The following is an 18320-nucleotide window of genomic DNA, read 5'->3' as shown; positions in this document are numbered from 1 at the left end:
CCAGGACGCCTGCACGCACTCCCACCGACCCACCGCCCGGAGGATCCACCGATGCCCCACCCGATGACGGTGCTCGTGACCGGCGCCGGCGGCTTCGTGGGCGCGGAGGTGACCGCCCGGCTCACCGCCGCGGGCCACACCGTGCTGGCACTGCTGCACCGCACGCCCGACATCGTCCGCAACGACGGCAGCCGACTCAGCCCCGGCCCGGGCGCGTTGATCCCGGTCACCGGCGACATCACCCGGCCCGGCCTCGGGCTGACCCAAGAAGGCCGGCGGCTAGCCGCCACCGCCGACCGGATCGTGCACTGCGCCGCCGTCACCGACTTCGGACTCCCCGACGAACGCTACGACCGCATCAACGTGGCCGGCACCCGGCACGTCCTGGACCTCGCCCTGGCCGCCCGCACCCCGCTCGTGCACCTCAGCACCGCCTATGTGTGCGGGGAACGCGACGGCACCGCCCGTGAGGACGAACTCGACGTCGGCCAACGTCCCGGCAACGGCTACGAGAGGAGCAAACTCACCGCCGAGACCATGGTCCGCAAGGCCGCGGCGGACGGCCTGCCGACGACCGTGGTGCGCCCCAGCATCGTCACCGGCGCCACCCGCACCGGCCGCGTCCGCGACTTCAAGACCATCTACCCCGTGCTCCGGGTCCTCACCAGGGGCCTGGTGCGCACCGTGCCCGGCCACTACGACGGCGTCCTCGACCTGGCCCCGGTCGACCGCGTCGCCGACCTGGTCACCGGGGCCGCCATCCGCTTCGAGGAGGCCCAGGGCCGCACCCTGCACGCCGTCGGCCACGAACTGACCCTGCGGGACTTCTCCGACGTCCTGGCCGAGTACCTCTGCTTCCACGTCCCGCGGTTCGTCCCGCCGTCCGCGTTCTCCGCCCGGGCCCTGCCCGACCGCGAGCACCCCTACTACGACCGCGTCGTCTGCCGGTACGACACCTACTTCCGGCGGCGCGTCCACTTCGACGACGCCCAGGCGGCGGTCTTCCGGGGCCGTCCCGCACCCACAGGCGCACGGCCGTACCTGCGCCGCCTTCTCGACCACTGCCTCACGACCGGCTATCTGGGCCCGGCACCGCGCCGGGAGCCGGCCACCGCCCGACCTGACAGGAGCCCACACCGATGACCCCCGACCACCTCGCCGACCCCTCGCACGGCATACCGGTCTCCGCGCGGCTGACGTGCGACCCCGCCAAACGGCGGCTGTACGGTGCGGACACCTACTACCAGGAGGCCCACGAACAACTCGCCGCCCTCACCGACGACGTCACCGGCTTCGCCCACCGGCACGCCGTGCTGCTGCTCAAGCCGGACGCCGTGGTGGCCCGCAGGCTCGAGGCGGCGCTGGACTGGCTGACCGGGCGGGGGTTCAGGATCGTCGGAGCGGCGGTCACCCGGCTCACCCGCACCATGATCCGCTCCCTCTGGTACTTCCAGTGGAACCTCGCGACCCCCTACCGCAGGAGGCTCGCCGCCCTGTTCCTGGAGGACGCCGACGCTCTCGTCCTGCTCGTCCGCCTCGCCCACGACCCGGGCATCCCGGCATCGGTCGAACTCACCCGGCTCAAGGGGCCCACGGACCCCGACGCCCGGCGGCCGGGCCAGCTGCGCCATCACCTCGGCCGCCACAGCTATCTGCTGAACCTCGTGCACACCCCCGACGAACCCGCCGACGTCCTGCGGGAGCTGGCCGTCCACTTCGACGACACCGCGCGCGGCCGCCTCCTGGGCTCCGCTCTCGCCGACGAGGACCGCACCGCGCACGCCCTGGAGCTGACCGGCCGGCTGTACGCGGCCACCAAGCCACGGGACCTGGACTTCGAACCCGCCGTCGGCCGGCTGCGCGACGCCGTCCGCCGGCACACCGGCACCGACCCGACGGCCACCCCGCGCACGCTGCTGGAGACCGCGTGGGAGGAGGGCATCGACCTCGACCCGTGGGACACCGTCATCGTCGGCTCGAAGGTGCTCCCCATGCGCGTGCCCGGCCGCGCCCCCGTGCTCGACGGCGCCGACGCCGGCACCTGGCGCCGCCACCTGGACACCATCCGCGCCAACCCGACCTGAGGAGCGGTCCATGCAGTTCAGCCGCACACTCCCCAAGGAGCTGGTGCACCGCGCCGCGGTCGCCGAGGTCTTCCTGACCGACGCGGAGCGCCACAGCGAGGACGAACTGCTGCTCGCCGCGCAGCTTCCCCGCCGCCACGCCTTCTACCACGACACCCTCGGCCCCCGCACCCACCACGATCCACTGATGCTGCTCGAAGCGTGCCGGCAGGGCATCTTCGTCGTAGCTCATCGGTGTCTGGGCGTCCCACCGGGATGGAAGTTCCTGCTCCGCGCGGTCGAGTTCAAGGTGCTGGACCACTCGGCCCTGACCTGCGGCGACCGTCCCACCGAGGCCGTGATCACCACACGGGTCGAGCACCGGTTCCGCACCCGGGTCACGGTGACGGGCCTGCGGCTGCGCTTCACCGTGACCATCGGCACCCAGGAAGCCCTGCTGGCCCGCATCACCTACTCCTGGATGCCACCCGGGGACTGGAGCCGGCTGCGGGCCGGACAGCGCGGTGCGCTGGGCCTGTCCGATGTGCCCGTCGCCCTGCCCGGACCATACGTCGACCCCGCCCTCGTCGGCCGGCGCGACCCGGCCAACACGGTCATCTCCCCACCGCGCACCACCGGCGACGGCACGCGCACCGCACGGCTGATCGTCGACACCGCGCATCCCAGCCTGTACGACCACTGGGTCGACCACGTTCCCGGCATGCTGGAGCTGGAAGCCTTCCGCCAGCTCGCCCTCACCGCGGCCGTCGCAGCCGGAGCCGTCCGCACCCCCACGGCGCTGCCCGTCGGCCTGGCCGCACGGTTCCGCTGCTTCGCCGAGATGGACCTTCCGCTGCGCTGCCGGACCGCTCCGGTCCTGCCCGGCGCCGACATCGAGTGCACCCTGCACCACCCCGGCGCCGTCGCCGCCGAAGCCCGGATCAGGCTCGCCGACCCGGACCCGGACGCCACGGCAGGCGCTCCGGAGACCTTTGCGGCCCACGGAGCCGTATGACCCGGCCGCACTCGTCCGAACAGGAGAGCCCCGCAGTGACCACCGTCGCCGCTCCTCAGATACCCGCCCGGCTGGGCCGCTTCGTGCTGCGCATGTTCCGGCCGCACATCTACGTCACCTACGGACTGCTGTGGGTGCTCGCCCTGGAGAGCTCGGCGGTCACCGCCACCGGCGCGGCCTGGCGGCCGTCCGGCGCCACCTGGCTGCGGGCCGCGAGTGTCGTGCTCGCGCTGCTGTTCCTGCGGATGCTGGACGAGCAGAAGGACCTCGCCTACGACCGTGTGCACCACCCGGACCGGCCGCTCGTCACCGGCGCGATCACCACGGCCGAACTGCGCGGCGCCATGGCGGCGATCACCGTCGTGGCGACCGCCCTGAACGCCGCCCTCTCGGCCACGGCCGCCCCGTTGCTGCTCGCGGCGCTCGGGTACGGGCTGCTCCTCGCCGCGCTGGAACGGCTGTCACCCGTGCTACGGGACCGGCAGTTGCTCGAACTCGCGGTCACCTACCCGGTGCAGGTGCTGCTCGGCACCTACGTGTACGGGACGCTCGTCGCCGCCGGGACCGTCACCGCCGACTGGCGCGGCGCGGCGCTGCTCGCCCTGTGCGCCTGCGTCTTCCTGCACTTCGAGTTCGCCCGCAAGACGACGTGGGAGCCGCAGCCCGGTGCCCGCCTGTACTCGGCGGACCTCGGCCCCCGGCGCAGCGCGGTGGTCGCCGCGGGCTTCGCGGCCGGTGCGGTCGGCTGCCAGGTGCTGCTGTTCGCGCCGGCCGGCCCGCTCGGGCTGTCGCCCTGCCTGGCGGCGGCTCTGCCCGCATGCGGCACCCGGCGGTTTCTGGCCGCCCGCCGCGGCGGCTGGCCGATGCCGACCGCGACGGGATTCGTCGCGGCCACCTACCTCGCGCTGGTCGTCCGGGCGGTGCTGCGGCCATGACGAACGAACCCGGGCTGTCCTGCACGGAGTTGCTGACCACCACGCGGAGCGTGCGGCGGGGCCTGGACCTGGATCGCGTGGTGGACCCGGAACTGGTCAAGGACTGCCTGCGCATCGCCCTGCAGGCACCCAACGGCCACAACCGGCAGAACTGGCGCTGGATCCTGCTCACCGACCCGCGGATCCGCGCCGATGTCGCCGAGGTGTACCGGGCCGCCTTCTACGACCGCAACGCCGACGCGCTCCAGCGTCCGGCGGATCTTCCCGGGGCCACGCGCTCCGTGCTCACCGCTGCCCGGGCGCTGGCCGACCGGCTGCACCGGGTACCCGTCCTGGTCCTCCCTTGCCTCGAAGTGGCCGGCGGGCTGTCGGAGGGCAACCAGGCCGGTCTGTGGGCGTCGTTGCTGCCTGCCGCCTGGAGTTATGCGCTCGCGGCCCGCAGCCGCGGTCTGGTCACCGCCTGGACAGCGGTCCATCTGGACCGTGAGCAGGAGATCGCCGACCTGCTGGGCCTGCCGCCCACCGTCCGCCAGGGCGCGCTGCTGCCGACGGCGTACCCCGTGCGCGACACGTTCCGGCCGGGCCCGCGGCTGCCCCTGGAGCAGGTCCTGCACCACAACGGCTGGCACGACGCCTGATCCTCGCGGCCCATCGAGCCGAGTTGGTGAACGGCCTCGGCGACCCGGGCAGGCTACGGCGGCGGCACCGAGGCCGCTCGCGTAGCCCGCCTGCGCCGGTGGGGTCATTCGGCTGCGGCGAGCAGCCGTGCCTCGCTCTCCTCGTACATCCGCCGGCTCTCGAGGCTGTCGGCCGCGCGGCGCCGGTGCTCCCAGCGGCTGCCGAGCCGGCCCGCCAGGTAGCCGAACGGAACGGAGACCAGTCCGGTCGACTGCATGGGGAACCAGTGGAAGTCCGCGTCCGGGAAGACCGCTGACGGCGTGCCGGAGACGGCCTTGGAGAAGACCATCAGCACCAGCGCACAGGCCGCACCGCCGTAGAGGCTCGCGAGCAGGCCCGTGCGCGTGAAGCCTCGCCAGAACAGGGAGTACGTCAGCGCCGGGGCCACGGCCGACGCCCCGATGCAGATCGCCAGCGTGGTCAGTACGACGACGTCCCAGTTCTGGACCAGGGTGGAGAGCGCGATGGCCACGGTTCCCACGGCCACGCTCGTCCACGCCGCCACCGTCATCTCCGTACGCGGCGCCGCCCGTCCCCGCCGCACGGCGTGGGCGAACAGGTCGTGGGCGAGCGACGAGGCCGCGGCCAGGGTCATTCCGGCGACCGAGGACAGCAGCGTGATGAACACCGTGCCCGCCATGGCCGCGTAGAGAACCGTGGTGCCCACGGAGCCGGTGCCGCCGCCGAGCACCCGGGACAGCATGAGCACCGACGTCCTTCCGTGGGGGTCGGCCGCGGTGATGTACTGCGATCCCACCAGCGCCGCCGCGCCCGTACCCATGATGATCACGAGCAGGCAGAACGTGGTGACCGTACCGACCGCCCACGACATGGAACGGCGAATGGCGGGCACGTCCCGTGCGGAGTACAGACGCATCGTGATGTGGGGCAGACAGGCGGCGCCGAGGATCACGGTGATCTGGAGACTGGCGAAGTCCAGCCGGTCGAGGGCCGAGGTGCCCAGCTGAAGCCCCTGCCGGAAGAAGGCGGGGCCCGCCCCGCTGCCGTGCCGGGCGGCCTGGAGCACCGCGTCGGGGCTCCAGTCGAAGCGGTTCAGGACGAGCACGGCGACGGTGGCGCTGGTGCCGAGCAGGAGCACGATCTTGATCATCTGGATGAGCGCGGTTCCTCGCATGCCGCCGAGCGCCGCGTAGATGATCATCAGGCTGCCGACGAGGACGATGCAGGTCGTCCTCGCGCCGGTCAAGTGCGGGATGCCCAGGATGAAGGTGAGGAGCGACCCGGCTCCGGACAGTTGGACGACCAGGAAAGGCAGGGTCGCGCTGAGTGTCACCGCACAGGAGGCGATACGGGTCGCACGCCCCGGCATGGTGCGGGCCAGAACGTCGCCCATGGTGAACCTGCCGGCGTTGCGCAGCGGTTCGGCCAGCAGGAACATCAGCAGCACCAGCGAGAGGGCGGTACTGACCGCCAGGACGTATCCGTCGTAGCCGGCGAGCGCGATGATGCCGGTGGTGCTCAGCACCGTGGCCGCCGAGATGTAGTCGCCCGCGATCGCCAGGCCGTTCTTGAGGGGCGTGAGCGAGCGGTAGCCGGTGTAGAAGTTCGTCAGATCGTCTCGGTCCGGTCCCGCCATCACACACATCAGCAGGGTGAGGGTCACCAGTGTGGTGAACAGGACCAGGACGACGGCCTGCGTCCCCGTGCCGAAGTCGTTCATCTCGCCACCCCGGCACCCTGGGCCGGCCGCCGGACCGCCCGCTCTCGCACGGCCCGCGCCAGCGGGTCCACGGAGCGTTGGGCGCTGCGTCCGTACCAGAGCACCGCCCCGAAGGTGACGACGAGCTGGAGGACCCCCAGGGCCATGCCGAGGCTCAGTTCACCGGTGATCTTGGACCCCATCAGGTCCGGCGCACTGCAGGACAGCACGACGTACACCACGAAGGAGCCGAGCGCGGTGAGCGTGGAGACCCGGCGGAGCACGCGGTAGGCCGAGCGCAGGGCGGCGAGGTCGCCACCGTGCCGATCGGTCTCGGGCGAGGACAGTCCATGCCGGGCTGCCTGGCCGTACGGCTCGTACCGCTCGTACGGCTCGTGCGGCTCGTACGAAAAGGCATACGGCTCGGCATGCTGCTGCGACCACCGCGAGAGCACGGGTGGCGGGGGCGGGTACGGGTTGTCGTCGGAGGGTGTCATCGCCTGGCTTTCCGGTGCGGCTCGGATGCGTGGGACGTGGGGGGTGAAAGGTCGGGTGAGCGGCGCACGATACCGACTGGTTGGAATGCCTGATAAGCCCGCTGAACGTCACGTTTCGAGTTCGATGTAGGCATCCGGTCGTAGGCATCCGGGCGGCAGTGATCGCTCGACGGCGACGACCCCCGGACCGTAGCCCCTGGGGCGCAGGAATGGCTTGTGGGGAATATCACAGCCACAGGCGTACCTACTGGTCGGTATGGTCACGGGGAGCCGCGAACGACAGGAGGCGCGATGTCCGCGACCAACCGGCAGATCCGTCTGGCAGCCCGTCCGGTGGGCGAAGTGAAACCCGAAGACTGGGAGCACCGTGGCGAGCCCCTCGAAGAGCCGGGCCCGGGCCGGTTCCTGGGCCGGACACGCGTCATCTCCCTGGATCCCGCCATGCGGGGCTGGCTGGACGACCGGCCCTCCTACCTGCCGCCGGTGGGCATCGGGGAGGTGATGCGCGCCGGGTCGGTCGTCGAGGTCACCGCATCCGACCACCCGGGCTTTCAACCGGGTGATCACGTGGTCGGCACGTTCGGCGTCCAGGAGTACGTGGTCTCCGACGGCCGGGGAGCGATGAAGATCGACACCTCGCTCGCCCCGCCCTCGACGTATCTGGGAGCGCTGGGCATGCCCGGCATGACCGCGTACTTCGGTCTGCTGGACGTCGGGGCGCTGAAGGACGGCGAGACCGTTGTGGTGTCCGGGGCCGCCGGCGCCGTCGGCAGCATCGCGGGGCAGATCGCGAAGGCCAAGGGCTGCCGGGTCGTGGGTATCGCCGGAGGGCCGGAGAAGTGCGCGCTGCTCACCGGTGAACTCGGATTCGACGCGGCGATCGACTACCGGGCCGACGACGTCAGAAAGGCGCTGCGCGAGCACGCGCCCGACGGCATCGACGTCTACTTCGACAACGTCGGAGGGGACATCCTCGACGCCGCGCTGACCCGGCTGGCGATGCACGCGCGCGTCGTGGTCTGCGGCGCGATCAGTCAGTACAACAACGCCACACCGGTCAAGGGTCCCTCGAACTACCTCTCGCTGCTGGTGCGCCGCGCCCGGATGGAGGGCTTCGTCGTCTTCGACTACGCCAAGCGCTACGCGGAGGCGGCACAGGAGATCTCCGCCTGGATCGGCGCCGGCCGCATCAAGGTCAAGGAACACGTGGTGAGGGGCACCGTGGACGACTTCCCCGAGACGTTTCAGATGCTCTTCCGTGGCGAGAACGTCGGCAAGCTCGTGCTGGAGCTGGCGTGACCGCCGCCCCGCAGGAGGAGCAGAACAACAACGCCGCGCTCCAGGGGAAGGTGGCGATCGTCACCGGCGCCGCCAGCGGGCTGGGCCGGGCCACGGCGCTGGCACTGGCGCGGGCGGGGGCGCACGTGGTCGTCGCCGACCTCGACGCGCAGGGCGGCCGGGAAGTGGCCGACATGGCCGGCGGCCACTTCCGTGCCTGCGACGTCTCCGACCTCGACGCCAACCGCGCGCTGGTGGAGTTCACCCAGGAGACGTACGGCGGGGTCGACATCGCGCTGCTCAACGCGGGGGTGGCGACCGGATGCGGCGTCGGTGAGGATTTCGATCCCGCGCGCTACCGCCGGGCGATGGGCGCCAACCTCGACGGAGTGGTCTTCGGCACCCACGCGGTGCTGCCCGCGCTGCGGGCCCGCGCCGGAGGATCGATCGTGGCGACCGCGTCCCTGGCGGGCCTGGCGGCCGTGCCGCTCGATCCGCTGTACGGCGCCAACAAGCACGCGGTCGTGGGACTCGCGCGCTCCCTGGGGCCGGCGCTCGCGCCGGAGAACGTGCGCTTCAACGCGGTCTGCCCGGGATTCGCCGAATCGCGGATCATCGACCCCCTGCGCGGCATGCTCTCCGAGCAGGGTCTGCCGGTCATCCCGGCCGAGACCGTCGCCGACACGGTGCTGCGGATCCTCACCGGTGACGGCACCGGGGAGTGCTGGCTCATCCAGGCCGGCCGCGAACCGGAGCCGTTCCGCTTCCGCAACGTTCCCGGACCGGGCAAACCCGTCGGCGTCTGAGGCGTTTCCGGGGTGGGTCCCGAGGACGACCGGGCCCGCCCTCGTCGCCGTGAGGAACCGACTCGGCACACTACGCTACTCAGTACACGTCTTGCGTAGAAAGCTCGGTCGGTTCCCGGCGCTTCGGCGGCCGGCTGGTGAGGGGCGATGCATGGACTACTACGATCTCGGCACCTACAGCCGCTCCGTGACGACTTCCTCGCCCGAGGCACAACTCTGGTTCGACCGCGGACTCGTCTGGACGTACGCCTTCAACCACGAGGAAGCCGTCTCCTGCTTCGAAGCCGCCGCGGCGGCCGACCCCGACTGTGCCATGGCCTACTGGGGCATCGCGTACGCCCTCGGCCCCAACTACAACAAGCCGTGGGAGTTCTTCGACGAGCAGGACCTCGCACGTACCGTCCAACGCACCCACGCCGCCGTGGAAATCGCCCACGAGAGGGCGCAGGCGGGCGCCACGGCCGTCGAGCGAGCCCTGATCGGCGCGCTGCGTGCCCGCTATCCGCAGCCGCAGGCCGTCGAGAACTGTTCCGTGTGGAACGGGGACTACGCGGACAGCATGCACGCCGTCCACGAACTCGCCCCGGACGACCTCGACATCGCCACCCTGTACGCCGACGCGCTGATGAACCTCACTCCTTGGCGGCTGTGGAACCTGCGGACCGGTGAGCCGGCCGAAGGCGCCCGTACGCTGGAGGCCAAGGCCGTCCTGGACCGGGCGGTCGCGACCGATGCCGGGGCGGGACACGTCGGCATCCTGCACATGTACATCCACCTGATGGAGATGTCCCCGACGCCCGAGGTCGCCCTGCCCGTGGCCGACCGGCTGCGCGGCCTGGTGCCCGATGCCGGCCACCTGCGGCACATGCCCTCACACATCGAGGTGCTCTGCGGCGACTACCGGCGCGTGGTGTCGGACAACACCGAAGCGATCGTCGCCGACGAGAAGTTCCACGCGCGGGCCGGGGCCATGAACTTCTACACGCTGTACCGGTCGCACAACCACCACTTCAAGACCTACGGTGCGATGTTCCTCGGCCGGCTGCGGACCGCTCTGGAGGCCGCTGCCCAGCTGGAGGCGTCGATCCCCGAGGAACTGCTGCGCGTGCAGAGCCCGCCCATGGCCGACTGGCTGGAGGGATTCCTCGCCATGCGGGTCCACGTACTGATCCGCTTCGGCCGCTGGCGCGACATCCTGCGGATGCCCATGCCCGCCGACCCGGAGCTCTACAGCGTGAGCACGGCGATGCTGCACTACGCCCGCGGCGTCGCGTTCGCGGCCACCGGCCGTGTCCTTGAGGCCGAGGCCGAAAGACGGCTGTTCGGCCAGGCGGTCGCCCGGGTGCCGGAGACGCGCATGCTGTTCAACAACACCTGTGCCGACATCCTGGCGATCGCGTCGGCGATGCTCGACGGTGAGCTCGCATACCGCAAGGGCGACCATGACGCCGCCTTCGCCGCGCTCGAGCGGTCGATCGAACTGGACGACAACCTTCCCTACGACGAGCCGTGGGGGTGGATGCAGCCCACCCGGCATGCGTACGGCGCCCTGCTCCTGGAACGGGGGCGTGTCGCGGAGGCCGAGGCGGTCTACCGGGCCGACCTGGGACTCGACGACACCCTTCCACGCGCCTTGCAGCACCCCGGCAATGTCTGGGCCCTGCACGGGCTGCACGAGTGCCTGGTCCGGCTGGGCAAGGCGGGGGAGGCGCAGCTCGTGGCCCAGCAGTTGAAGATCGCCGTCGCGATGGCGGACGTGCCGGTCCAGGCGTCCTGCTTCTGCCGCCTCGACGCGCTCCCGGACACGGCCGGCGGAGACGGTTGCTGCACAGGAAGTACGGTCGGCCCTGACGCCGGCCGCAGTGGCGCCGTTCAGCGCAACACTGCCCTCCAGCATGAGACATGAAATCGAACGTGACGCATTCTGGGACGAGTTGGACCGGAGGGGCGCAGCGGTTCTGACTTTCTTGGTGGGTGCGGCGGCCCTCGGGTGGACCGTGGTCGCGCTGAGCGTGCACGCGACCGACCCGACCGGGCTGGACCCTGACAGTGTGACCGATGCTGACCTGGCCCGCCTGGGCGCCGGTGTGATGGCCGTCATCGCGGCGGTGGCTGCTGGACTGTGGTGGCGCCACGGGGCGGCCCTACGTCGGCCGGTGATCGGCGGAGGCTGGGCGCGGGCCGTGTGCGGGAGACAGCAGGATTGACGGCACCAGCCCGCGGCCGTGCAGACTCGCCGATCCCGGTGTCCGGCTGAGAGGGAGGAGGAGGGCCACGACCCTCATACGTGGCCTCCTCCTCCGTCGCCGCAGGCGGTGCGGTGGCAGGGCACCGGCCCGGCGGACGGACACGGCAGTGCGGGTGCCGGGTCCGTGATGCGGTGCTCCTCCACCAGGGCCAGCAGCCGGGCTTCTGCCTGCGGCTTCTGTCGGCCGTCACCGGTATGTGCTCGAACGGTACGCCTTCGGCCGCGGCCAGCGGCTGGAGGTCGGGATGGTTGGAGACCACCAGGACGATCTCGGCGGCCACCGGCGCGAAGGTGTCCCGCAGTCCGCCCAGGGTGGTCCCGGCACCGGGGGCGGTGAAGCCGGTGCGCAGGAACACGATGCCGTGCTCGGCGTCGTCGAACTGCTGGTGCTCGGTGATGTCGCACCCGTGCCGCTGGAGGAACGACGTCACGGCGTGCCGGACGCCGGGGCGTTCGGGGCAGCTGAGGTGAGGACGAACTCGCTGTTCATGGACGGCTCCTCAGCACTCGACGACGTTGAGGGCGAGACCACCGCGGGCGGTCTCCTTGTACTTGTCCTTCATGTCGGCTTCGGTTTCCCGCATCGTTGTGATCCCCCTCCAGGCCCAGGACGACGGCCCGCACACGGACCGAGAACGCCCGCCGCGGCCACGACATCGCCGCGCGCCTTGACTTCGGAACCGTGTGGGTCAACTCCCATCTGGTACTGGCGAGCGAGGTCCCCTGGGGCGGGTTCAAGGGATCCGGTTACGGCCGGGACCTGTCCCTCTACGCGCTGGCGACTACTCGCGCACCAAGCACGTCATGCACAACCACGAGCGCTGATCCCGTCCTTCGCCGGCGCACATCTCGTCGCCCGGTCCTCGCGCTCACCCGGCCGGCAGGTGGACGGTGAAGCGGGCCCCGGGGGTGTGTACGGGGTCGTAGGACACCTCACCGCCGACGGCGCGGGCCAGGCGGCGGGCGAGTGGCAGGCCGAGGCCCGCCCCGTCGTGTCCGTCACCGGGGTCCGCGCGGCGGCCGGGCTGGAACAGTTCGCCGGCGAAGGCGCCCGGCACGCCGGGGCCGTCGTCGACGACGTCGATCCGCACGGCTCCGGGCAGGCGCCGCGCCGACACGGTCACGCTGGAGCGTGCGTATCGGGCCGCGTTGGCGAGGAGGGGGCTGATGATGCGTTCGAGGAGAGCGGGCGCGGCTCCTGTCTCCAGCGTCGGCGCCTCGCTCTCGACCGTGGCCTTGACCCCCTGCGGTGTGTCGAGGTTGTGGATCAGTCGATCGAGGACGGGCACGACGTCGGTCGTCCCGGGTGCGGTGGACGGCGGGTGGAGCGCGTTGTCCCGGGCGTCGTTCAGGAGCGTGTCGCAGATGGTGCGCATGGACTGGGCGGCCTCGCTGATCACCTCGTGGGTGGCGCGGGTCTCGGCCTCCGAGCGGGGGCGGGCACGCCACCAGTCCAGCTCGATGATGATCCGGGTGAGGGGGGTGCGCAGTTCGTGGGACAGTTCGCCGGTCAGCTGCTGTTCGTGGCGCAGCACCGTGCGGATGCGGTCCAGGAGCGCGTCCAGGGAGGTACCGAGGCGTGCGAGCTCGGCCGGGTGCTCCTCGTCCCCGAAGCGGTCGTCGGAGCCCACGGCACTCCACTCGGTGGCCTGGTCGGTCATCGTCCGCACCGGCCGCAGTGCCCGCCCGACGGCCAGACGCGTCAGCACGTACGTGCAGCCGAGCATGACCGCGTCCAGGATCAGTGATCCCAGCAGCAGGGTGTCGGCCGAACTGCGGTAGGGGCTGAGATCCAGTGCGGTGACGACGGTGGCGCTGACATGGCGGCCGCGCTCGGGCCGTGAGCACAGCCGGACGGGTTCGCCACCGTCGGCATGGACGGTGACGCAGGCATGCCGGTGCTGCGCGGCCAGCCGGTCGGCGGCCCGGGCCAGCGGGCTGCCGGTCGTGGTCGACGGGGGCTTCTCGAGCAGCCGCGTGCCGGCGTAGATCCACACGTTCGCATCGAGGAAACGGTCGTTGACGGTCTCCAGGACGCGCACCCGGGGGCCGCTGGTGTCGACGGTCGTGGCGACCGCGGCGGCCCGGTTGCGCAGTTCGTCGTCCGCCTGATGTTGCAGATGGCGGTCCATCACGGCGTTGAAGACGACGGTCAGGACGGTCATCAGCAGAGCTGCGGTGGCCACTGCCACGAGGGAGAGCCGGCCGCGCAGGGTGCGGGGGGCCAGACGGCGCAGGACACGGCGAAGGTTCATGACAGGTGCGGTCCGTCACGCAGGGCGCGGTCCCCGCGGAAGAGGATCTTGTGACGCATGGTTCTCCAGCAGCGCTCCGACCCCGGCACGCCGAGCGCGACCGGCCGTGACTGGGCGCCCAGCACGTCGACGGCCGACTGCGCGGCGGGGTGCAGCGGTGTGCTCATCGGGCTCGGGCCTTCCTGGAGAGTGACTACAGGCATGTAGACGAGTAATGAACCGTAGACGAATGGCCGACGCGGTGGGTTCCCGGTGGTCCCACAGCAGGTCAGCGCACTGGCACAGCGCATCCACCAGGGCGAGCCACCCGTGGTCGTACGAACCGGTCGGGATGCCGTCACGAGCGGCCCGGACGTCCATGCCGTCCCCACCTACAGCGGGTGCACGGAGAATCGGTCAGGACCCGGTTCGTGCATGCGCCCGCACGGCCGGCCGAAGGCCTTCATCGCGGGCCGGACCGCTGCTGCGCACGTCACATGCGGGGTGAGCGAGCACGGCGCCAGGGGCACCGGCGGCGGGCGGAACCGGTCCTCAGTAGCCGCCCAGGAGGGCGCGTACCCTGTGCAGGGTCTCCGGTCCGGCAGAGCTGTGCCACCGGTTCGGGTCGGCGGGGCGCCGTCCCCACAGCAGCAGCACTCGTACGGCCGCGTCGCTCTCGATCGTCGCGGGCCCCTCGGGCGCGGCGAGCCGGATGCTGCCGCCGTCGGCGTCGGCGGACACCACGACGTCGTCCATGCCCGGCGTGCGCAAGCGGCCTTCCACCCGTCCGCCGGGGTCCAGGTCCAGCCCGGAGCGTCCCTTTTCCAGCAGGGGGCGGCCGACGGACACCACGCTGTGCTCGGTCATCCACGGCTCGTTGAGCGCCTGCACCGCGGTCCGGTCGTCACCGGTCAGGTCCCAGCGGTGCAGGATCAGCTCTTCGCGCATGTGCTCGGCGAAGAACGGGACCGTCACCGACCGGCCGGTCCACATCACCTCGGTGTCCGGTGCCAGGTCCTGCTCGGCGGCCGCGGCGACCTCGGTGAGCTGCTCGCAGCGGTTCAGGAACGTCGCCCAGAGCTCGGAGTCGGACATCCGCCGGAAGGGCGCCTCACGGTCGAAACCCCTGGTCTCCACCGGTGCTCCCGCATGGAAGGCCCGGAGCACCCGGGCCAGTTCCTCGGCGTTGCCCGTCTGGTGGATCAGGATGTCCCGTACCGTCCACGCCTCGCACCAGGTGCCGTCGTCGGGCCTCCGTGCCTGCACCGCGTGCACGAAGGGCGCCAGCTCCGGCAGGGTCTCTTCGACCTTGGAGGGGATCATGCGGCATGGGTAGCCCGAACGGGGCGTCGGTCAAACCAGCTCGCGTCCGACAGTGGCCACGCAGGCCGGGCCGGCCGCAACGACGTGGCGGGGCCCGGGAGTCGTATCCAGCTCCCGGGCCCCTGGGGATGCCACCCAATTGCGCACGCCGGCGGCGTTTAAGAGGACGGATCAGTCATCATGCCGTCGTGTTCTTCCTTTGAACTACCGCAGCAGGAAAGAGCTGCAGGCGAGAGTCGAACTCGCATCCGACGGCGGTCGTCCGGCCCCGTCGATCCGGCGATCGGCGGCGATGCTGAGACTGGAGCGAGAGTCTGAGACTGACCGCGGCTGCCTCTGCCATGTTGGGCTACCCCGGCCCGTCGCGGGCGTTGTGCCGGGGGAAGGACTCGAACCTTCACTGTCACCGTGTCTTCAGGCTGAACTTCAGTGTCAGCTTGCGCTCATCACGCGGACCAGGCCTCAATCCGGCCCGCGCCTGTTGCGCACCCCCGCGCTCGCACGCGGGGGCGATCGTGGATGCTACCCGTGGCCGGCGTCAGCCGAGCAGGTAGCCGAACACCGCGTCGCCGACCCGCTGGTCGGTGACCTCGGCGCCGTTGGCCTCCTCGCGGGCGAACTTCACCGCCTGCTGGAGCTTCTCGACCCGCTCCACCAGCTCGTTCATCCGCCGCGCCGGGAGCGCCCCGGAGAACTTCACGGTCGTCCAGTACCCGATGGGCACGTCCTCGTAGTACACCTCGACCTGCGCCGGGTGCTTCTCGGTCGCCTCGGCCTTGACGTGGTTGCGCGGGACCTTCTTCGTGCGGATCGTGCGCACGGGGTCCGTCTTCCACCAGTCCGTGGACGGGTCGTGCGACCAGGACTCGGCGGCGTCGAGGGTGGGGAGCTTCCTGACGAACGTGTGCAGGTCGGTGAGCTGCTTCTCCAGGAAGAGCAGGTAGCTGACCGGGACGTCGGTGAGGATCGTCCGGCCGTCGACCGTGACGTCCGCGCGGGCCGCGCAGTTCGCCCAGTCCTTGGTGGCGGTCACGTCGAAGAGCCGGGTCAGCGACGCGGACATCTCCCGCAGCACGTCCTCGGCCTGCACCTGTACCCGCGTGGACTCGGGAGGCAGCTGCTCGCCCTCCTCGTCCTTCGGCTGGTACGTACGCGAGATACCGGCCAGCAGCGCCGGCTTCTGCACCTTGTGGTGCGCCGCGGTGATGTCCTGGAGCGACTTGCTCTTGACACCCTTCTCGACGGCGATGATCTGGTTCAGTTTCGCCACTTCGGGTCCCCCTTCGAACAGGCAGGAACGTACCTCGCCGGCTCGAACACGCGCACTTCCTTTTTCCGGCGCGGCCCCGCCCGCGTCAGAGGTCCGCACCGGCGCGTGGCGTGATGCGGAAGTCGAACGCGAGGGTTCCGGGATCCAGGGCCGTCGCCCCGCCGTCGACCGTGAGCACCGCACCGTTGACATAGGACGCCGCCGGGGAGATCAACCAGCCGATCGTCTCGGCCACTTCACGCGGGTCGCCCGGCCGGCTCATGGGCAGCGGCCTGGTCGCCTCCGCATAGGCGGAGTCCACACCGCCGTCCTCCATGCCCGCCTCCCGGGCGAAACGCGCCATGCGCCGGTCGGCCATCTCGGTCCTCACCCAGCCGGGGCACACGACGTTGGCGCGCACCCCCGCGCGCCCGTAGTCGACGGCCACGGAGCGGCACAGCGACAGCAGGGCGGCCTTGGACACGGCGTACGGGGCGTTGCCCGGGCCGCCGAGCAGGGCGGAGACCGACGCGACGGCCACGACCGCTCCCCGCACCCGCACCAGGTGGGGGATCGCCGCACGCAGGAGCAGCAGCGGACCGGTGAGGTTGGTGCGCATCACCTCGTCCCAGTCCGCCAGTGACAGGTCCCCGACGGTGCCGCCGCGTCCGATGCCCGCGTTGAGCACGACACCGTCCAGCCGGCCGTGGGCGTCGAGGGCCGCACGGACCAGGCCTTCGGCGGCGTCGGGGTCGCCCGCATCGGACGGATACGCCAGTACGCCGGTCTCCTGCTCCAGCCGCCGCAGCGGTTCCACCCGGCGACCGGAGACCACCACATGGTGCCCCTGCTCGCGCAGCAGCCGGGCGGTGGCCTGGCCGATGCCGGAGCCGGCGCCGGTGACGATGACAACTCGCTTGTCCATCAGAGCGGTTCAGCTTTCTGTTCCGGGAGCATGCGGAAAGCCGATCGTAGAAGGGGCCGCGCGCCGGACGTCCGGCCACCGGCGATCTTGAGACACCTTTCCCGCCGGACCTGGCCCCGGCGTGCGCACGGTGGCGGAGGCCGGGCTCAGTCCGGCGTGCCGGGCCCGGTGTACGGACCCGGCCGCCCGCTCAGGCGTACGGCCTCCAGGGCGATGTAGAGCTCCGCGGCGGACTCTGCGTCGGTGGTGCGGCGGCCGGTCAGTTCGGCGATGCGGTTGAGGCGGTACAGGACCGTGTTCCGGTGGCAGTGCAGCCGGCCCGCAGCCGCCGTCGTCGATCCGCCGCCGGCGAACCAGGCGTGCAGGGTCTCGAGCAGGGTGGCCTGTTCCTGTGGGGGCAGGGCGAGGAGGGGCCCGAGGACTGCCCGGGCGACTTCCTGCGCCGTGTCGGGGGAGGCGGCCGTCAGGAGCGACACCGGCGCGCTGCCGTACAGGTGGGTGCCGCCCGCGCCGTGGGGCAGGCACTGCAGGGCCAGTTGGGCCTGCCGCCAGGCCGCCGGGGCGTTCACGGGCGAGGTGAAGGCACGGCTGACCCCGACCCGGGACAGCGCGATGTCGGACAGCCGGCCGACCGCATGCGCGATGGCCTGTTCGTCGGGGAGCGACAGCAGGCCCACCCAGGCCCCTATCGGCTGGATCCACTCGGAGCCGATTCCGGCGGCCCCCAGGCGGCTGCGCACGCTGGGCAGTGGCTCGACCCCGTCGTGGACCTCGGCGCAGACCACCAGAAAGGGACCCTGCCGGTCGAGGTCCAGGACCCGTGCGATCTCCCATGCGCTCGCACCGGTGCCGGCCCTGCCGTCGAGCAGGGTGGTGAGCATCATGCTGCGGGCCGTGGTGTCGCGACGCGACTGTTCCTCGACGGTGGCCCGGTAGGCGTCGGCGGCCGCGCTGGAGTAGTCGTCGATGGCCGCCCAGATGTCGGAGGCCATGTGCAGCAGCTCGACGGTGCTCTCCTCGGCCACGGCGGTCGCGAGCAGCCGGTCCCAGACGAAGCGGCCGGCCAGCCGGTAGGCGTGCAGGACCGCGGCCAGCGGGATGCCCTGTGCGGCCTTCAGCCGCCCGGCCGCGCGGGGCGCCTCGAGCGTCGTGGGCCGACCCTGCAGCGCCGCGAACATCGTGGTCAGGTTGTCGTGCACCATGGCGCGCAACTGCTCCCGGCCGAGCAGCGTGTGCTCGGCGTACGCGTGCTCGCCGCCGAGGATCTCGTCGGTGAGGTCCTCCGCGAGCCGGTCCACCTCGGTCAGCAGGCGGCCGACGAGTTCGACGACCCGGTCGGCGGCCATCGGCTGCGTCGTCACGGGCGCAGTGTAGTGCGGCGCAACTGTGCGACGGCACAGTCCCGTGCC

The 18320-nt window shown here is 71.6% G+C and carries 18 protein-coding genes; 10 read left to right on the top strand and 8 right to left on the bottom strand.

All coding sequences use genetic code 11. From position 1 onward, the window contains the following. Positions 1–51 precede the first annotated feature (51 nt). From ACWC2T_RS13430 to ACWC2T_RS13410, 5 genes are read left to right on the top strand one after another with little or no spacing between them, the layout of a single operon-like run. On the top strand, positions 52–1143 hold the full coding sequence (locus ACWC2T_RS13430) for an SDR family oxidoreductase (RefSeq protein WP_450670500.1): 1092 nt from the start codon (positions 52–54) through the stop codon (positions 1141–1143). Next, positions 1140–2084, top strand: coding sequence for a nucleoside-diphosphate kinase (locus ACWC2T_RS13425; protein WP_450670499.1), 945 nt, complete (start codon positions 1140–1142; stop codon positions 2082–2084). The genes ACWC2T_RS13430 and ACWC2T_RS13425 overlap by 4 nt, the downstream gene beginning before the upstream one ends. Positions 2085–2094: 10 nt before the next feature. Continuing rightward, positions 2095–3078: a ScbA/BarX family gamma-butyrolactone biosynthesis protein gene (locus ACWC2T_RS13420; protein WP_450670498.1), complete on the top strand. Its 984-nt coding sequence runs from the start codon at positions 2095–2097 to the stop codon at positions 3076–3078. 35 nt (positions 3079–3113) lie between these two features. Then, the gene (locus ACWC2T_RS13415) at positions 3114–4013 is read left to right on the top strand and encodes a hypothetical protein (protein ID WP_450670497.1); all 900 of its coding nucleotides are present in this window, start codon (positions 3114–3116) and stop codon (positions 4011–4013) included. Next, positions 4010–4651 carry a nitroreductase family protein gene (locus tag ACWC2T_RS13410; protein ID WP_450670496.1) on the top strand — a complete coding sequence of 214 codons (642 nt, stop codon included), beginning with the start codon at positions 4010–4012 and terminating at the stop codon, positions 4649–4651. Before ACWC2T_RS13415 ends, ACWC2T_RS13410 begins: the two co-directional genes overlap by 4 nt. 104 nt (positions 4652–4755) lie before the next feature. On the opposite strand, the gene ACWC2T_RS13405 is transcribed toward ACWC2T_RS13410, so the two are convergent. Next, complete coding sequence (locus ACWC2T_RS13405) at positions 4756–6372, bottom strand: sodium/solute symporter (RefSeq protein WP_450670495.1); 1617 nt, start codon at positions 6370–6372, stop codon at positions 4756–4758. Continuing rightward, the gene (locus tag ACWC2T_RS13400; protein WP_450670494.1) at positions 6369–6848 is read right to left on the bottom strand and encodes a DUF485 domain-containing protein; all 480 of its coding nucleotides are present in this window, start codon (positions 6846–6848) and stop codon (positions 6369–6371) included. The genes ACWC2T_RS13405 and ACWC2T_RS13400 overlap by 4 nt, the downstream gene beginning before the upstream one ends. A gap of 291 nt (positions 6849–7139) precedes the next feature. Between ACWC2T_RS13400 and ACWC2T_RS13395 the strand changes: the two genes are divergently transcribed. The 5 genes from ACWC2T_RS13395 (at position 7140) to ACWC2T_RS13375 (ending at position 12075) form a co-directional block, all read left to right on the top strand. Continuing rightward, complete coding sequence (locus tag ACWC2T_RS13395) at positions 7140–8147, top strand: NADP-dependent oxidoreductase (RefSeq protein ID WP_450670493.1); 1008 nt, start codon at positions 7140–7142, stop codon at positions 8145–8147. Then, entirely contained in the window at positions 8144–8932 is a 789-nt protein-coding gene (locus ACWC2T_RS13390) for an SDR family NAD(P)-dependent oxidoreductase (protein ID WP_450670492.1), read from the top strand. The genes ACWC2T_RS13395 and ACWC2T_RS13390 overlap by 4 nt, the downstream gene beginning before the upstream one ends. A 151-nt stretch (positions 8933–9083) precedes the next feature. Then, on the top strand, positions 9084–10838 hold the full coding sequence (locus ACWC2T_RS13385; protein WP_450670491.1) for a tetratricopeptide repeat protein: 1755 nt from the start codon (positions 9084–9086) through the stop codon (positions 10836–10838). A 145-nt stretch (positions 10839–10983) separates the two neighbouring features. Then, complete coding sequence (locus ACWC2T_RS13380) at positions 10984–11139, top strand: hypothetical protein (RefSeq protein WP_450670490.1); 156 nt, start codon at positions 10984–10986, stop codon at positions 11137–11139. 723 nt (positions 11140–11862) lie between these two features. Further along, positions 11863–12075, top strand: coding sequence for a hypothetical protein (locus tag ACWC2T_RS13375; protein ID WP_450670489.1), 213 nt, complete (start codon positions 11863–11865; stop codon positions 12073–12075). On the opposite strand, the gene ACWC2T_RS13370 is transcribed toward ACWC2T_RS13375, so the two are convergent. The 6 genes from ACWC2T_RS13370 to ACWC2T_RS13345 all read right to left on the bottom strand — a co-directional run bounded on the left by ACWC2T_RS13370 (position 12050) and on the right by ACWC2T_RS13345 (position 18272). Beyond that, on the bottom strand, positions 12050–13435 hold the full coding sequence (locus tag ACWC2T_RS13370) for a sensor histidine kinase (RefSeq protein WP_450670488.1): 1386 nt from the start codon (positions 13433–13435) through the stop codon (positions 12050–12052). The genes ACWC2T_RS13375 and ACWC2T_RS13370 overlap by 26 nt on opposite strands. Next, positions 13432–13602: a hypothetical protein gene (locus ACWC2T_RS13365; RefSeq protein ID WP_450670487.1), complete on the bottom strand. Its 171-nt coding sequence runs from the start codon at positions 13600–13602 to the stop codon at positions 13432–13434. Before ACWC2T_RS13365 ends, ACWC2T_RS13370 begins: the two co-directional genes overlap by 4 nt. A 364-nt stretch (positions 13603–13966) precedes the next feature. Further along, the gene (locus ACWC2T_RS13360) at positions 13967–14737 is read right to left on the bottom strand and encodes a maleylpyruvate isomerase N-terminal domain-containing protein (RefSeq protein WP_450670486.1); all 771 of its coding nucleotides are present in this window, start codon (positions 14735–14737) and stop codon (positions 13967–13969) included. A 538-nt stretch (positions 14738–15275) separates the two neighbouring features. Further along, positions 15276–16007 carry a DUF7873 family protein gene (locus ACWC2T_RS13355; protein ID WP_450670485.1) on the bottom strand — a complete coding sequence of 244 codons (732 nt, stop codon included), beginning with the start codon at positions 16005–16007 and terminating at the stop codon, positions 15276–15278. Positions 16008–16092: 85 nt separating this feature from the next. Next, on the bottom strand, positions 16093–16914 hold the full coding sequence (locus ACWC2T_RS13350; RefSeq protein WP_450670595.1) for an SDR family NAD(P)-dependent oxidoreductase: 822 nt from the start codon (positions 16912–16914) through the stop codon (positions 16093–16095). 143 nt (positions 16915–17057) lie between these two features. Beyond that, positions 17058–18272 (bottom strand): PucR family transcriptional regulator, encoded by a 1215-nt coding sequence (locus ACWC2T_RS13345; RefSeq protein WP_450670484.1) that lies wholly within the window; start codon positions 18270–18272, stop codon positions 17058–17060. Positions 18273–18320: the final 48 nt, after the last annotated feature.

This window comes from Streptomyces sp. NPDC001393 (assembly GCF_053597455.1).
This window is presented reverse-complemented; position numbering and strand designations above follow the sequence as displayed.

Bases quoted from the DNA above. Each gene is read 5' to 3' on its own strand.
- ACWC2T_RS13360 (WP_450670486.1), bottom strand. From the start codon at position 14,737: ATGATCCCCTCCAAGGTCGAAGAGACCCTGCCGGAGCTGGCGCCCTTC.
- ACWC2T_RS13430 (WP_450670500.1), top strand. From the start codon at position 52: ATGCCCCACCCGATGACGGTGCTCGTGACCGGCGCCGGCGGCTTCGTG.
- ACWC2T_RS13395 (WP_450670493.1), top strand. From the start codon at position 7,140: ATGTCCGCGACCAACCGGCAGATCCGTCTGGCAGCCCGTCCGGTGGGC.
- ACWC2T_RS13425 (WP_450670499.1), top strand. From the start codon at position 1,140: ATGACCCCCGACCACCTCGCCGACCCCTCGCACGGCATACCGGTCTCC.
- ACWC2T_RS13410 (WP_450670496.1), top strand. From the start codon at position 4,010: ATGACGAACGAACCCGGGCTGTCCTGCACGGAGTTGCTGACCACCACG.
- ACWC2T_RS13365 (WP_450670487.1), bottom strand. From the start codon at position 13,602: ATGAGCACACCGCTGCACCCCGCCGCGCAGTCGGCCGTCGACGTGCTG.
- ACWC2T_RS13400 (WP_450670494.1), bottom strand. From the start codon at position 6,848: ATGACACCCTCCGACGACAACCCGTACCCGCCCCCGCCACCCGTGCTC.
- ACWC2T_RS13370 (WP_450670488.1), bottom strand. From the start codon at position 13,435: ATGAACCTTCGCCGTGTCCTGCGCCGTCTGGCCCCCCGCACCCTGCGC.
- ACWC2T_RS13420 (WP_450670498.1), top strand. From the start codon at position 2,095: ATGCAGTTCAGCCGCACACTCCCCAAGGAGCTGGTGCACCGCGCCGCG.
- ACWC2T_RS13385 (WP_450670491.1), top strand. From the start codon at position 9,084: ATGGACTACTACGATCTCGGCACCTACAGCCGCTCCGTGACGACTTCC.
- ACWC2T_RS13405 (WP_450670495.1), bottom strand. From the start codon at position 6,372: ATGAACGACTTCGGCACGGGGACGCAGGCCGTCGTCCTGGTCCTGTTC.